The organism is Rhizorhabdus phycosphaerae, assembly GCF_011044255.1.
Taxonomy (GTDB): domain Bacteria; phylum Pseudomonadota; class Alphaproteobacteria; order Sphingomonadales; family Sphingomonadaceae; genus Rhizorhabdus; species Rhizorhabdus phycosphaerae.
The window spans coordinates 1,432,980-1,446,026 of record NZ_CP049107.1 but is presented as its reverse complement, the minus strand read 5'-3'; the positions used below and the strand labels follow the sequence as shown (position 1 = coordinate 1,446,026).

Here is a 13,047-nt window from a genome sequence, read left to right as displayed (position 1 = left end):
CAACCCTGTTAAGCTTGCAATCTTATACAGTTTATGAACTATTCGGTGCTATCAGGAGGTTAGGAGAGCCATGACCAACATTCTTATCCGGGGCGGCACCGTCGTCGACGGGACCGGCGCACCGGCGTTCAAGGCGGACGTGCGCGTCAGCGGCAAGACCATCAGCGAAATCGGCCAGAATCTGACGCCTGCGGCGGACGAGAAGGTCGTCGACGCGAGCGAGTGCATCGTGTCGCCCGGCTTTATCGAGCCGCATACGCACATGGATGCCGTGATGTGGTGGCAGCCCAGCCTCGACCCACTGCCGGGCTATGGCGTGACGACGGTGGTCATCGGCAACTGCGGCTTCACCGCGGCTCCCGTGCATGAGGAGCGCGAAGTGCAGCGCGAAATGGTGAAGATCTTCACCTTCTTCGAGGAGGTGCCCGAGCAGCCCTTTTTCGACCTGCTGCCCTGGGACTGGCGGACATGGTCCGAATATCGCGCATCGATCGCCAGGAACTGCCCGACGGCTGCGAACATCGCGGGCTATGCCGGCCATATCGCGATCCGCCTTGCGGCCATGGGCATGGATGCATGGACCCGCGCGGCGACCCCGGAAGAAATCCGCAGGATGTGCGTGCTGCTGGAAGACGCGATCGACGCCGGTGCGCTGGGCATGTCGTCCAACCTGATGGACCATGACAGCCAGGACCGTGCGGTGCCGAGCCTCGTCGCCGACGATGCCGAATGGTCGGCCCTGATCGGCGTCCTCGCCAGCCGCCCGGGAACCCAGCTTCAGGTCATCCTCGACACCTTCTTCCGCCTGAAGGCGCCCGAGCAGATGGAGCGTCTCGGCAATCTCTGCCGTGGCCGTGGCGTCCGCGTGCAGATGGCGGGCGCCGGCGGCCTGCTGCGTTTCCAGGACTCGATCCGCGATCGCATGTGGGAAATCTCGGCGAAGCAGAAGGAAGAGGGTCTCGATTTCTGGCCGAGCTTCGCGCACGTGCCGCCGACGACGGCGCTCAACTTCTTCAGCACATCGTCCTTCGCGCAGGCGAACGAATATGTCTGGCACGAAGTCGTTCAGGCCGAGACGGTCGAGGCGAAGCTGGCGCTGCTCAACGACCCCGACTTCCGCGCCCGTGCGCGCGATAGCTGGGACAACAAGGCGTTCAAACAGTCGCTCGTCGCCAATCCGCACATGATGCTGCTGCTCGATTCCGAGACCGGCGCAGGCCCGCTGGGCCTGAGCCTCAAGGATCTCGCCGAACAGCGCGGCGTGCATCCGTCGGATGCTCTTGCCGATTGGGTCATCGCCAACGGGCTCAACTCGATCGTCAATCGCATGCCGCACCCGATGGCTCATGAGCAGACGCTCCAGATGCTCAAGGACGACAAGACCGTCGCGAACATCTCGGACGCTGGCGCGCACGGCCAGATGCTATGCGGCGGCGGCGAGAATATCCTGCTGCTGACCCAGTTCATGCGCCAGCAGGAACTGACGCTGGAAGAGGCCATCCACGTTCAGACGGGCAAGCAGGCGGGCCATTTCAACTTCGCCGATCGCGGCGTGCTGAAGCCCGGCTATCGCGCCGACATCACGGTGTTCAAGCTCGACGAGATCGAGGCCCGCCCGCTCAAGCGCGTCTTCGACGTGCCCGACGGCAAGGGCGGCATGACCTGGCGCTTCACCCGCGACGCGGCGCCGATGCGCCTGACATTGGTGAACGGCGTGCCGACGTTCGAAAATGGCGCCTTTACCGGCGCGCTGCCGGGCGAAATGGTGGGCCCGCAGCTTCGCAAGGTCGAGGAAGCCGCGGCCTGAGCGCCGCAACGAGGAGGAAGAGGATGACGGAAGACGATCTTCCCTATCTGCAGCGCGGTCGCCAGAAGGTCGAAACGACCAGCAGCGCGCTGATCAGTTCGTCCAAATATCTTAGCGACTATCGCATCCGCGAATGGGTGGTGACCCAGAGCCTGCGCAAGAACGGGCGCGATTATCCGCCCACTTTCGGCATACCGATGCTGATCGAGGCGGTGCGCGAGGTGCAGGACCATGAGCGTATCGAAGAGCTGTTCAACGAGGCGCGCAAGGACTGGCCAGAGTTCGACAAATGGCTCGACGAGCGCTGGCTGTCACGGCTCCGCCGCGACGACATGAAGTCCTGCCCGGAAGGGTCGATCGGCGGCATCTGGTACAAACAGCTCGTCGGCGCCCAGATGGAGGTCGACATCATTCCGAGCTTCGAGCCGCGCTCGAGCTTCGAATATTTCTTCCTGCGCGGCGTCCAGATTCACGACTTCATGCACATATTGAGCGGCGGTGGGTTCGATGGCCTCGGTGAGATCATGCCCGCCTTCCTGAAATACGGAAATCTCTTCCGCTATTTCAACGCCGAGCTGGCGGGGCTGCTCAATGTGCAGAACACGTTGCTGACCATTCCGATGTTCATGCGCGGGCCGCTCCATTATCCTGCGCTCTTCCCGAAGATGTGGGATCTGGCCCATTATGCGCTGAAGGTCGGCGAACGGTCGGACCCGCTGTTTCTGCCGCGCTACGAGGACTGGCTCGATCTTCCGCTGGAGGAGGCGCGCCGCAAGTTCGGGGTGCGCGGGGCGCGGACGATCGACACGTCGCGGGAGTCGGACTTCTTCAACGAGTTCACGACCAGCTACGATCCCGACCCGCCCGAGCGCGAGGCGGTTGCTGCCGAATAATCGACGGCTTCCGGTTCAACAATGAGGGCCCCCCGCTTCGGCGAGGGGCCCTTTTTCTTACCAGCCCTCGATTTCCGCCAGGCCAATCTCCTCGACCACGGCTAGGGCGCGTTGCAGCGCTTCGGGCTCCGAAGGCAGGCGCGGCGGACGCGGATATCCTCCGGCCATGCCGAAATGCTCGAGCACCGCCTTGGTGACGCGAATGCCGCCATTGCCGTAGAGCGCGAGGAACAGCCGCATCAGCTTGCCCCAGCGGTCGAGGAAGGCGACATTGTCTCCGCTGCGCGCGGCCGCGATCACGCTGGCGCACAGGCGCGGCGCGAGATTGCCTTCCGAGGTCAGGAAGCCATGCGCGCCGAAGGCGAAGGCGAGGGGGGCGTTGTGGGGGCCACCGACGCAGATGTCGATCCGGTCGCCCAGCGCATCGGCCAGCGTGCGCAGATAATTTGGGTCCTGGTGGCTGATGTTGAGGCCGATGAGCTGCTTATGGCGCTCGAACAGGGCGATGATCACCGGAGCGGGGATTACATAGCCGACCGACTGATGGGTCGAGAGCACCGAAGGGATGTCGCTGTTCGACAGCACCTCGTCGAAATAACGGTCTAGCTCGGCGGGGGTCGGCACATGGCCGTGGCCGACGTCGAGCGAATAGACCTGGGCGGCGTCGACGCCGGCGCGCTTGGCCTTGTCGAGAAAGGCGATCATCTGCCGCGCGGTGCGCGGCTCGACGCCCATCGCGCGGATCGGCGACCGTCCCTTGAGTTCGTCGCTCGCAATACCCAGGAGCCGTTCGGTCTCATCGTCGGACAGGGTATAGCCCTCGCCGCTGCCGCCGCCGCCGACATAGACCCCGACGCCGGCATCGCTGAGCTTGCGCAAATGGCGGCGAAAGGCAGGTTCATCGATGGCACCGTCCGCCGTGAACGGGGTGATGCTGATCGTAAAGGTCTGATAGCGGGCCAGATCGATGCCCATGCTCCTCTCCTCCTGTTATTTGTGACGGCTGTACCGGTTGTTGTTGCAAAGATTGGAACGAAACCTATTGCTGATAAGCAGAGGGAGAGCCCTCCGCGCCCGACGCGCGGACCAGTTGGAGGCACCGAACCTGAATATGACCGTACCGGGCAAGAAGCGGCTGCGGCAGCCGCGTCTCGCGGAGATCGTCGCATCCTCGCTTCGCGCGCGCATATTGTCCGGGGCGCTCGGCGACGGCGATCTTCTGCCCAAGCAGGACGAGTTGCTGACCGAGTTCGGCGTCAGCCCGCCCTGCATCCGCGAGGCGTTTCGCATCCTTGAGACCGAAGGTCTGATCACCGTCATTCGCGGCAATGTCGGCGGAGCGGTGATCCATGTGCCGAAGCCCTCGACCGCCGCCTATATGCTGGGGCTCGTCCTGCAGGCACGCAAGGTGTCGCTGATCGATCTGGTCGATGCGATGCGTCTTCTCGAACCCGCCTGTGCGGCCCAGGCTGCGCGCCGCACCGATCGCGCGACGACGGTCCTGCCCCGGCTCCGCGCCAATATCGACGCGAGCCTCGCGGCGGTGGACGATCCCAGCACGTTCATCGGTCTCGCACGCGCCTTTCATACCGAACTGGTGTCGGGCTGCGGCAATGAGACGATGAGCCTCGTCGTGGGCGCGCTGGAGAAGCTGTGGTCGGCGCAGGTCGACGAACTCGCGCTCAACAAGTCGGTCCACGGCACCTTCTCCGATCGTTCGGTGCGCCTCTCGCTCGCGCAGGAGCATGAGCGCATCTACCGCGCCATTGCCGAGGGCGATCCGCTGACCGCCGAACGTGCCATCCGCGAGCATTATACCGGCGGCGGCGAGCGCCGGCACGGCTTCGATACCGACATGACGGTGATCGCGGATTCGCTGCGGCCCTGATCGACGGCCCCTCGGGGCCATCGTCAGAGGGCCAGATCGGTCACCGCGTCGTCCACCGACACGCGCGGACGCGGGGCGGCGGGTTCGGCGACGGTGCCGATCAGGATGACTCCAGCAACCTTCTCGCCGTCGGCAAGGCCGAGCAGCGCGGTGGCGTCGTGATCATAGGCATGCCAGCCGGTCAGCCACTGCGCACCATAGCCAAGCGCATGCGCGCCGTTGACGAGGTTCATGCAGACCGCGCCCGCCGACAGCCACTGCTCCCACTCCGGCACCTTGTGTCCGGAGACCGCTTTCGAGACCACGACGACCGCCAGCGGCGCCGATGCGAGCTTGCGCGTGCTCACCCGCGTCTTTGCGGCATCGTCGCGATTTTCGACGATCGCCATCAGACGCTCCACCCAGCGGGCCTTGCTCTCGCCGGCGATGCGTATCAGGCGCCATGGTGCAAGCCGGCCATGGTCGGGAACGCGCAGCGCGATTTCGAACAGCCTTGCGCTTTCGACCGCGTCGGGGCCCGGCGAGACAAGCGCGTCGGGTAGCGGGGAGCGGCGGGTTGCGAGCAGTTCGCTGGCGTCGATAGCGGTAGCGACGGCGGTGGCCATGGATGAAGTCTCCTCTCACGCGATGCTCTGTACTATCTATCTTTATAAGTAAAGAACCCCCGATTTCATGCTGTCCGCCTGCGCGGCGCCTCGCTGTGAGGGGCTCCGATCCGCCGATGTTGACTCGCGGAACAGCCTGTGTCTATCTTATATAAGATAACGATATTGTCGCTGCGATCAGCGTTTTGGCCGGGGGTGGCTCTGGAAGGTCCCCGCCCGGCATGAGCTCCGCAACTGCGAGGTGCAGCCGCAGACGGGGCAGGCAAGGAGGGGATTGATGGAGGGATCGATTCTGCGTTTCGCCGATGTCCGTCTTGGACAGCCGGTGCCGCTCGTGGAGCGGGATGGAGTGGCGGGACCGCTCGCCGATCGCATCTGCGACATGGTTCGCTCGTGGTCGGGAACGGCGTCGGCCCTGCTCGTTTCGCTACAGGAAGAACAGGCGGAGGCCATGGGCGAGCCCCTGGCCGCCTCGGTCGTGGGTCGCCACCTGGGCGGTAGCAACCGCGCCGATGTGGAAGTTCTCGTGCGGTCGAGCGAGATCGCCCGCACGCGCGCCGTCGTCCGTGTCACGCTGGCTTGATCCGATGTACAAGGATCATGAAGCCGATACGGCTCCCGTAACGCGCGCTCCGTCCGCGCCCTCGACCACTGCGTCGCTCCAGCCGGCGATGGCCAGCGGCGTCGCGACGCTGCGGACCCTGCGCATCGCTAAGCATTTTCCGTTCTTCCTGGCGGTGGCCGAGGAGCAGAATCTGCACCGCGCCGCCGAGCGGCTGAACATCGCGCAGTCGGCGCTGTCGCGACGGATTGCCGATCTGGAGCGTGAGCTGGGTGGTGTCGCGCTGTTCGAGCGGCAGGCGCGGGGCGTGGCGATCACCCAGGCGGGGCGCGAGCTTGCCAAGGATGTTCGGCGCATATTGATGTCGATCGAGGAAGCGGGTCGCCATGTGAAGAGCGTGGCGCTGGGCGACCGGGGCACGATCCGGGTCTCTTTCTCCGAAGCGATGCTGCGTCGGCCGATATTGCCGCTGGTGCTGCGCGACTTCCGCAAGCGCTATCCCGATGTCGACCTGCGCGCCTTTCCGCTGCCCTCCGATGCCCAGCGGTCGCGGCTCGGCGCGGGGGAGATCGATGTCGCCTTCGTCATCGACGAGAGCAGCGACCGCGACCAGTTCCATTCGCTGGCGATGGGCGAGGACAAGTTCGTGCTGGCGCTCCCCGACGATCACCCGCTCGCGGCATTGCCGCATGTGCGGCTGAGGGACATTGCCGGCGAGCCGCTCCTGTGGCCTGCAAGGCACGTCTCGCCGCGCCTGTTCGACCGGATGATCGCCGCCTTCGATGCGCAGGGCGTTTCGCCCAATATCGCGGTCGAGGTCATGGCGGTCGATATCGCCTATGAGTTGGCGGCGGCGCGGATCGGGCTGGGCGTGGTTACGGCCGCGCGTCCGGACCGGACGCCGCCGGGCATCGTACTGCGCGACATCGTCGACCTGGATCTGCCGCTGCCGCTGTCGATGCTGTGGTCTTCGGCCAATGGCTCAGCGCTGGTGGGCAATTTCGTCGAGCTGGTCCGCGAACGGCTGGCGGAGCCGACCGAGGCCTGATCCGGATCAGGCCGCAAGCACGGCGCGCAATATCGGTCTCATGCGGTCGACCTCGGCCGCATCGGGACTGCGCCGGGCGAACTGGCCGACGATGGCCAGCGCCGCCTCGATGTGCGTCCGCGCCTGGTCGGCCGGGATCGAGCTGCGCACGCCGGCAAGGAGCGCTGCCAGCCTTCCAACCAGCGAACGGCGGACCTGATCGAGCTGCGAGCGGTCTGCTTCGTCCATGTCGATGATGCTGGCCTGGAGCAGGCCGATAACCGCACCCTCGCGCAACGCACGATCGACAAGCACGTCGGCGATCAGGTCGATCGTCATCGCGCCATCGCCCGCGGCTGTTTCGATCGCCCCGATGGCGTCGCTTGCGGCGGATTCCAGCAGCGCGACCAGGATTTCGGTCTTGCGGCTGAAGTAGCGGTAGATGGCGGGGCCGCTGATACCCGAGGCAAGCGCGATCGCGTCGATGCTCGCGGCGGCATAGCCATGTTTCTGGAACATCTCGGATGCCGCCGACAGGATCAGTGCCCGGCGCGCCTCCCGGGTCATCCGCGTACGCCGTGCGGCAGAGTTCGGCGGCACATTTTCGTCGGTCATAGAGACCCCCTAGCGGAGCCGGTTCGAAAACGCTAGTTAGCCATCGTTCACTAAGAGGATGCTCCGATGACCGACTCCCGTCCGCTGGCCGACCCGGCCCTGTTCGATCCCGATCGCTTCGCGAGCCACGGCTATCCCCATGATATCTGGACAGAGATGCGGCGCGACCGGCCGATCGCCTGGCATGAAGACGGCATCCGCCAGCCCTTCTGGGCGCTCGCGCGCTATGACGACATCACCGCGATCGGGAAGGACAGCGACAATTTCATCAGCAGCCCGGGCGTAACGATCCTGCGCAAGGACCAGGAGGTCGAGGGCGGCGGCCCGCGCGTTCCGCTGATGCTCACCATGGACCCGCCCGAGCATCATAAATATCGCATGATCCTGCGTGAACGGTTCAAGCCGAGCGTGATGCGCGCGCTCGAAGCGCACATCATCGAGCGGTGCAGCCAGATCGCCAACGACGTCGCGGCCGCGCGCGTCACGGCGGCGACCAAGGGCGAGCAGGTGATCGATTTCGTCGACGCCATCGCGATGCGCCTGCCGCTCGACGTCATCCTCGAGCTGCTGGGCGTTCCCACCGACGACCGCGACCAGATGTACGAGTGGAGCAACGCCGTCATCGGCAGTGAGGATCCGGAATATGGCGACGTCGACCTCCCCCGCGAGGCGATTGTCGCGGCGCAGCAGGGCATGTTCGGCTATTTCGCCCGCTTCATCGCGCAGCGCCGCGTGGCACCGCGCGAGGATCTGGTCAGCCTGCTGGTCGAGGCGCGGATCGACGGAACGCCGCTGAACGACATGGAGATTTTGGGTTTCTGCTTCCTGCTGGCGATCGCCGGCAACGAGACCACGCGCAACGCGACGAGCGGTGCGATGCTGGCGCTGATCGAGCATCCGGAGGCGCGGCATCAGTTGACCACCGATCCGTCGCTGATGGTCCCGGCGGTCGAGGAACTGCTGCGCTGGGTCACCCCGATCGTCTACATGGCGCGTACCGCGACGCGCGACATCGACATCGCCGGCCAGACCGTGCGCGAGGGCGAGAAGGTCGTGATGTTCTACCCCTCGGCGAACCGCGACGAGAGCGTGTTCGAGCGCCCCTTCGATCTCGATTTCACGCGCAAGCCGAACCGCCATCTCACCTTCGGCTTCGGGCGGCACAGCTGTCTGGGCAACGACCTTGCCCGGATCGAGCTGCGCGCGGTCCTGACCGAAATCCTTGCTCGCTTCCCGCACCTCAATCTCGCGGGTCCGGTCAGCCGCCTCAGGTCGAACTTCGTCGGCGGGATCAAGCGCATGCCGGTGAAGATCGATGCCTGAACCCGGCTCCGGCGCAGCGATCTCGCGATAGCAAGGATCGGGACGGCTTCCCGACTGGACATGCTCGTGTCCCCTGACGACACCATCGGGGAACAGAAAAAAGCAGGAGAGGGGCCGTCCGATGCCGGACTGGGATTCGCTATATGCCACCCGCATGGCGGGGGTCGTCGCGTCGGACATTCGGGAGCGGATGAAGCTTCTGGATGCGCGGCAGATCATCCATCTTGGCGGTGGGCTGCCTGATCCCGAGATCTTTCCCTATGCGGCCCTGCGGGAGGCGTCGGACCGTATCTGGTCGGATCGCGCTCTTGCGCGCACTGCGCTGCAATATGCGCCGAGCGAGGGTTATGCGCCGCTGCGCCAGTGGATCGCGGACCAGTCGAGCGAGGGAGCCGCAGCGTGCGGGATCGACAATGTCGTGATCACCAATGGCTCGCAGCAGGGGCTCGACTTCATCGCCAAGCTGCTGCTGTCGCCAGGCGACAAGGCCATGGTCGAAATTCCGAGCTTCATCGGCGCCCTGCGCGCCTTCGACGCCTATGAACCGCGTTATCTCGGACTGCCGGAGGACGCAGCGGACTGGAATGCGGCGACCTTGTCGGGTGCCAAATTCTGTTATGTCGGGCCCGATTTCCGCAATCCGACCGGGACCACTATGTCGCTGGCGGATCGGGAAAAGCTGCTCGATCTGGCCGACGCTACCGGCATGATCATCGTCGAGGACGGCTGCTACGAGCAGCTGCGCTACGAGGGCGAGGCGATCCCTTCGCTTCTGACGCTCGCCCTGCGCCGCTATGGCGATATCGAGAAGGTCCCGGTGCTGCACACGGGCACCTTTTCCAAGACGATCGCCCCGTCGCTGCGGATCGGCTGGATCTCGGGACCGCGCGAGGCGATCCGCAAGCTCGTGCTGATCAAGCAGGCGAGCGATCTTGCGACCAGCGCGCTCAACCAGATGCTGTTGCTCGAGGTGATCCGAACGTCGCTCGACGGCGCGATCGGGACCGCCTGCACCGTGTATCGCGAGCGGCTGGACTCGATGGTGGCAGCGCTCGATCGCCACATGCCCCAGGGCGTGTCGTGGACCCGCCCCGAAGGCGGCCTCTATGTCTGGGGAACCCTGCCCGACGGCGTCGATGCGACCCGCTTCGCGGAACGGGCGCTGATGGAGCATTCGGTGTCGATCATCTCCGGCGCTGCCTTCTATCCGGCCCGGGCGGAGAATGTGCAGCCCCAAACCAACCGGTTCCGCCTCAGCTTCTCGATGATCCCGTCGGAAGCCGCATCGGAAGGTATCCGGCGGTTGGGCCTGCTGGCGCGCGAGATGGTGCCGATGACGATCTGATCTCGTGAGCCCGGATGGGCGCTAGTGCCGAAAGGAAGACCGATGCCCGCCGCGTTGCGTCTGTCGATCATCACCCTGCACGCCGCGCTGTTCGGGCTGGTCGGGGCGGCACTTTGCTGGTTCGGTGTGCAACTGCTCTGGCTGGGCGGCTCGCCTTATTATGCCATGGCGGGCATCGTCCTGCTCTTTTCGGCCATGCTGATCGCGCGACGCGACCGGCGCGGCTACTGGCTTTACGTCCTGCTCTGCCTCGGCACGATCGCCTGGGCCCTATGGGAGGTCGGAGCCCAGCCTTGGGGCCTGATCGCGCGCACCGCCGCGCCGCTCGTGCTGCTCGTGCCTCTCAGCGGGGTTGCGTTCTGGCTCAAGCCGATGACCTGGGAACCGAGGAGCCGCTGGGCGCCACTCTGGATCGCGGTCGGGGCGATGGCATTGCTGAGCGGCGGATGGGCGTTGATCCGCGAGCCTGCGCCCTCATCGGCACGACCCGCAGCTGCTTTTGCTCCGGTCGGAAAGGGCGACTGGCCCAATTATGGCGGGGGGTGGAAGGGCGACCGCCACAGCCCGCTCGCTCAGATCACCCCCGCCAATGCGGGCAGCCTCACGCGCGCCTGGACCTTCCGGACGGGCGGTATCGACGACCTCGGCAACAACAGCCGCTTCACCGCCACGCCGCTCGCCATCGACGGCACCCTCTATCTCTGCGACCCGCGTAACCGCATCTTCGCCGTCGATGGTTCAACCGGGCGACAAATCTGGCGTCACGATCCGAAGGTGAACGCCAGCAAGGCCTTCTCGATCGTCTGTCGCGGCGTTTCGCACCATGCGAGTGCCGACGCGGGAGAATGCGCGTCGCGGATCCTGGAGGCAACGCTGGATGCCCGGCTGATTGCGGTCGACGCCGCGACCGGGCGGACCTGTCGCAGCTTCGGCAGCGATGGCAGCGTCGATCTGCTGAAGGGCGTCTCGACGCGCTTCGATGGCTATTATTACGGGACCTCGCCGCCTGCGATCATCGGCGATCTGGCCGTGGTCGGCGGCTATGTCATCGACAATCAGCGGCTCGATCCGGCGCGCAGCGTCGTGCGGGCCTATGACGTTCGCACCGGTGCATTGCGCTGGGTCTGGGATGCCGGCGCGACGGGTAGGGCCGGTCCCGGCGACAGGGATGGCCTCTTCTCGGCCGGCAACCCCAATGCCTGGGCGCTGTTCACCGCCGATCCAGCGCTGGGTCTCGTCTATGTGCCGACCGGCAACAGCTCGCCGGACTTCTACGGCGCGCTCCGCACCGAGGCGGCCGAGCGCTACGGCACCTCCCTCGTCGCACTCGACGCGGCAACCGGTGCAGTGCGCTGGTCCTTCCAGGCCGTCCACCACGACCTGTGGGACTATGACATGCCGGCCCAGCCAGCGCTGGTCGACCTGCCCTCGCAGGGACGGAAGCCCACCCCCGCGCTGGTGGTCGCTGGCAAAACCGGGCAGATTTTCCTGCTCGACCGGCGCGATGGCCGGCCGCTCGCACCAGTGGAAGAGAGGCCCGTTCCGCCGTCCTCAATTGCTGGCGAGAAGACGTCGCCGACGCAGCCCTATTCGTCGGGCATGCCGTCCTTCGCGCCGCCGCGGATCACCGAACGCGCCATGTGGGGCGCGACCCCCGTCGACATGCTGCTGTGCAGGCTTGCCTTCAGGCGGTTGCGCTACGAGGGCGACTACACTCCACCATCGCGCGAGCCCTTCCTATTCTCGCCGGGGACCTTCGGCGCGATCAACTGGGGCGGGGTGGCGATCGATCCTGCGCGCCGGACCATGATCGTGAACAGTTCGAACATGCCCTTCGTCGGGCAACTGGTGGATCGGGCGCAGGCCGATGCGGAGGGAGCCGCGCCTTATGATCCGGATGCCGGTCGCGCGAAGCAGAGCGGACCGATGCCGCCGATGCCGATGGCCGGAACGCCCTTCGGTCTGCGGCTTCGGCCCTTCCTGTCGCCGATCGGCTTTCCCTGCCTCGCCCCGCCCTGGGGCCGGATCGCCGGAGTGGACCTGCGGGCCCGGCGCTTGCTCTGGCAGCGGCCGTTCGGCGACAGCAGCGGCAACGCGCCCTTCGGCCTCGCGCTTCCGGTGGGGATCTTCAACCTCGGCGGCGCGGTCACCACGGGCGGAGGGATGACGTTCATCGCCGCCACCACGGACGCGCGCATTCGGGGCTTCGAAACCCGCACCGGGCGCCTGTTGTGGCAACATGACCTTCCGGCTGGCGGGCAGGCAAATCCGATCAGCTATGCTGCGCGCGACGGTCGCCAGATGATCGCAATCGTTGCGGGAGGCCATGGATCGCTGCGCACGAAGCGCGGTGATTATCTGGTGGCCTTTGCGCTGCCAGGGCGACCGGACAGCCGCGCGGGTGAACGTCAGCGCGGACGCTGACTATAGTCCTCGCCGCGCCGGCCGCCGCGCAGCGCGCCGGGGCTGTTCTCGAAGAAGCTGTGATCGGCGGGGAGGTCGGTCACCCAGTCGGTCAGCAATACGCGGCGCGAAATCCGCCAGTCGCCGTCGATGCAGCGATAGTCGTCGATATAGCGGCCCGCGATCACGAGGTCGCGCGGCTCGCCGTCGCTGCCGCGGGTTCCGTGCCACGCCTGGAAATAGCATTCGCCGCGGGCGCTATCGCCGTCGAGTTCGATGCGGACCTGTCCGAGCAGATGGTGGCTGGCGTCCATCGAGCCCAAAAACTCCTGGCAGAAGTCGACGAAGGCATCGACCTTGCCCGCCATCAGGCCGCAGTCGATCTCCGCATCGTCGTGAAAGGCACTCCGCTGCATGTCGCGGTCGAGCCGGTCGAGCCCGCGCATGTAGCGCTGGACCGCGTCGCTGATGTCGCGGCGCGCCATCAGGTCGACTATCTCCTTCTGAAGCCTTTCGGCGCTGAGCTCTGACACGGACGATCCTCTCTTGATGCTTCTCTGGTGGCGCGACTCTTTCCGA

12 protein-coding genes are annotated in these 13,047 nt (G+C 65.9%); 8 read left to right on the top strand and 4 right to left on the bottom strand.

The window, feature by feature from the left end:
* Nucleotides 1–70 precede the first annotated feature (70 nt).
* Together G6P88_RS06580 and G6P88_RS06575 are read left to right on the top strand one after the other, a co-directional pair.
* Nucleotides 71–1,807: an N-acyl-D-amino-acid deacylase family protein gene (locus G6P88_RS06580; protein WP_165322437.1), complete on the top strand. Its 1,737-nt coding sequence runs from the start codon at nt 71–73 to the stop codon at nt 1,805–1,807.
* 23 nt (nt 1,808–1,830) lie between these two features.
* On the top strand, nt 1,831–2,700 hold the full coding sequence (locus G6P88_RS06575; protein ID WP_165322436.1) for a hypothetical protein: 870 nt from the start codon (nt 1,831–1,833) through the stop codon (nt 2,698–2,700).
* A gap of 57 nt (nt 2,701–2,757) precedes the next feature.
* On the opposite strand, the gene G6P88_RS06570 is transcribed toward G6P88_RS06575, so the two are convergent.
* Entirely contained in the window at nt 2,758–3,675 is a 918-nt protein-coding gene (locus G6P88_RS06570; RefSeq protein ID WP_165322435.1) for a dihydrodipicolinate synthase family protein, read from the bottom strand.
* Between the two features lie 136 nt (nt 3,676–3,811).
* Here G6P88_RS06570 and G6P88_RS06565 point away from each other — a divergent pair, with 136 nt between their 5' ends.
* Nucleotides 3,812–4,588, top strand: a complete 777-nt coding sequence (locus G6P88_RS06565) for a FadR/GntR family transcriptional regulator (protein WP_165322434.1) — start codon at nt 3,812–3,814, stop codon at nt 4,586–4,588.
* A gap of 23 nt (nt 4,589–4,611) precedes the next feature.
* Here G6P88_RS06565 and G6P88_RS06560 read toward each other — a convergent pair whose 3' ends face one another.
* Nucleotides 4,612–5,193 (bottom strand): nitroreductase family protein, encoded by a 582-nt coding sequence (locus tag G6P88_RS06560; protein ID WP_165322433.1) that lies wholly within the window; start codon nt 5,191–5,193, stop codon nt 4,612–4,614.
* Nucleotides 5,194–5,470: 277 nt separating this feature from the next.
* Here G6P88_RS06560 and G6P88_RS06555 point away from each other — a divergent pair, with 277 nt between their 5' ends.
* Nucleotides 5,471–5,776, top strand: a complete 306-nt coding sequence (locus G6P88_RS06555) for a hypothetical protein (RefSeq protein ID WP_165322432.1) — start codon at nt 5,471–5,473, stop codon at nt 5,774–5,776.
* Between the two features lie 4 nt (nt 5,777–5,780).
* Nucleotides 5,781–6,803, top strand: coding sequence for a LysR family transcriptional regulator (locus tag G6P88_RS06550; protein ID WP_206335885.1), 1,023 nt, complete (start codon nt 5,781–5,783; stop codon nt 6,801–6,803).
* A 6-nt stretch (nt 6,804–6,809) separates the two neighbouring features.
* Here G6P88_RS06550 and G6P88_RS06545 read toward each other — a convergent pair whose 3' ends face one another.
* Nucleotides 6,810–7,397, bottom strand: a complete 588-nt coding sequence (locus tag G6P88_RS06545; RefSeq protein WP_165322430.1) for a TetR/AcrR family transcriptional regulator — start codon at nt 7,395–7,397, stop codon at nt 6,810–6,812.
* A 66-nt stretch (nt 7,398–7,463) separates the two neighbouring features.
* Between G6P88_RS06545 and G6P88_RS06540 the strand changes: the two genes are divergently transcribed.
* From G6P88_RS06540 to G6P88_RS06530, 3 genes are all read left to right on the top strand, one after another.
* Nucleotides 7,464–8,720 carry a cytochrome P450 gene (locus G6P88_RS06540; protein WP_165322429.1) on the top strand — a complete coding sequence of 419 codons (1,257 nt, stop codon included), beginning with the start codon at nt 7,464–7,466 and terminating at the stop codon, nt 8,718–8,720.
* Nucleotides 8,721–8,841: 121 nt separating this feature from the next.
* Nucleotides 8,842–10,065, top strand: a complete 1,224-nt coding sequence (locus tag G6P88_RS06535; protein ID WP_165322428.1) for an aminotransferase-like domain-containing protein — start codon at nt 8,842–8,844, stop codon at nt 10,063–10,065.
* 42 nt (nt 10,066–10,107) lie between these two features.
* Entirely contained in the window at nt 10,108–12,489 is a 2,382-nt protein-coding gene (locus tag G6P88_RS06530; RefSeq protein WP_165322427.1) for a membrane-bound PQQ-dependent dehydrogenase, glucose/quinate/shikimate family, read from the top strand.
* Here G6P88_RS06530 and G6P88_RS06525 read toward each other — a convergent pair.
* A complete protein-coding gene (locus tag G6P88_RS06525) occupies nt 12,474–13,001 on the bottom strand; it encodes a nuclear transport factor 2 family protein (RefSeq protein ID WP_226946751.1) in 528 nt (175 codons plus the stop codon). The genes G6P88_RS06530 and G6P88_RS06525 overlap by 16 nt on opposite strands.
* Nucleotides 13,002–13,047 lie beyond the last annotated feature (46 nt).

What these genes read in the sequence shown, in the direction of transcription:
- G6P88_RS06560 (WP_165322433.1), bottom strand. Translation starts at nt 5,193, where the DNA reads ATGGCCACCGCCGTCGCTACCGCTATCGACGCCAGCGAACTGCTCGCA.
- G6P88_RS06580 (WP_165322437.1), top strand. Translation starts at nt 71, where the DNA reads ATGACCAACATTCTTATCCGGGGCGGCACCGTCGTCGACGGGACCGGC.
- G6P88_RS06530 (WP_165322427.1), top strand. Translation starts at nt 10,108, where the DNA reads ATGCCCGCCGCGTTGCGTCTGTCGATCATCACCCTGCACGCCGCGCTG.
- G6P88_RS06535 (WP_165322428.1), top strand. Translation starts at nt 8,842, where the DNA reads ATGCCGGACTGGGATTCGCTATATGCCACCCGCATGGCGGGGGTCGTC.
- G6P88_RS06545 (WP_165322430.1), bottom strand. Translation starts at nt 7,397, where the DNA reads ATGACCGACGAAAATGTGCCGCCGAACTCTGCCGCACGGCGTACGCGG.
- G6P88_RS06575 (WP_165322436.1), top strand. Translation starts at nt 1,831, where the DNA reads ATGACGGAAGACGATCTTCCCTATCTGCAGCGCGGTCGCCAGAAGGTC.
- G6P88_RS06565 (WP_165322434.1), top strand. Translation starts at nt 3,812, where the DNA reads ATGACCGTACCGGGCAAGAAGCGGCTGCGGCAGCCGCGTCTCGCGGAG.
- G6P88_RS06555 (WP_165322432.1), top strand. Translation starts at nt 5,471, where the DNA reads ATGGAGGGATCGATTCTGCGTTTCGCCGATGTCCGTCTTGGACAGCCG.
- G6P88_RS06540 (WP_165322429.1), top strand. Translation starts at nt 7,464, where the DNA reads ATGACCGACTCCCGTCCGCTGGCCGACCCGGCCCTGTTCGATCCCGAT.
- G6P88_RS06570 (WP_165322435.1), bottom strand. Translation starts at nt 3,675, where the DNA reads ATGGGCATCGATCTGGCCCGCTATCAGACCTTTACGATCAGCATCACC.
- G6P88_RS06550 (WP_206335885.1), top strand. Translation starts at nt 5,781, where the DNA reads ATGTACAAGGATCATGAAGCCGATACGGCTCCCGTAACGCGCGCTCCG.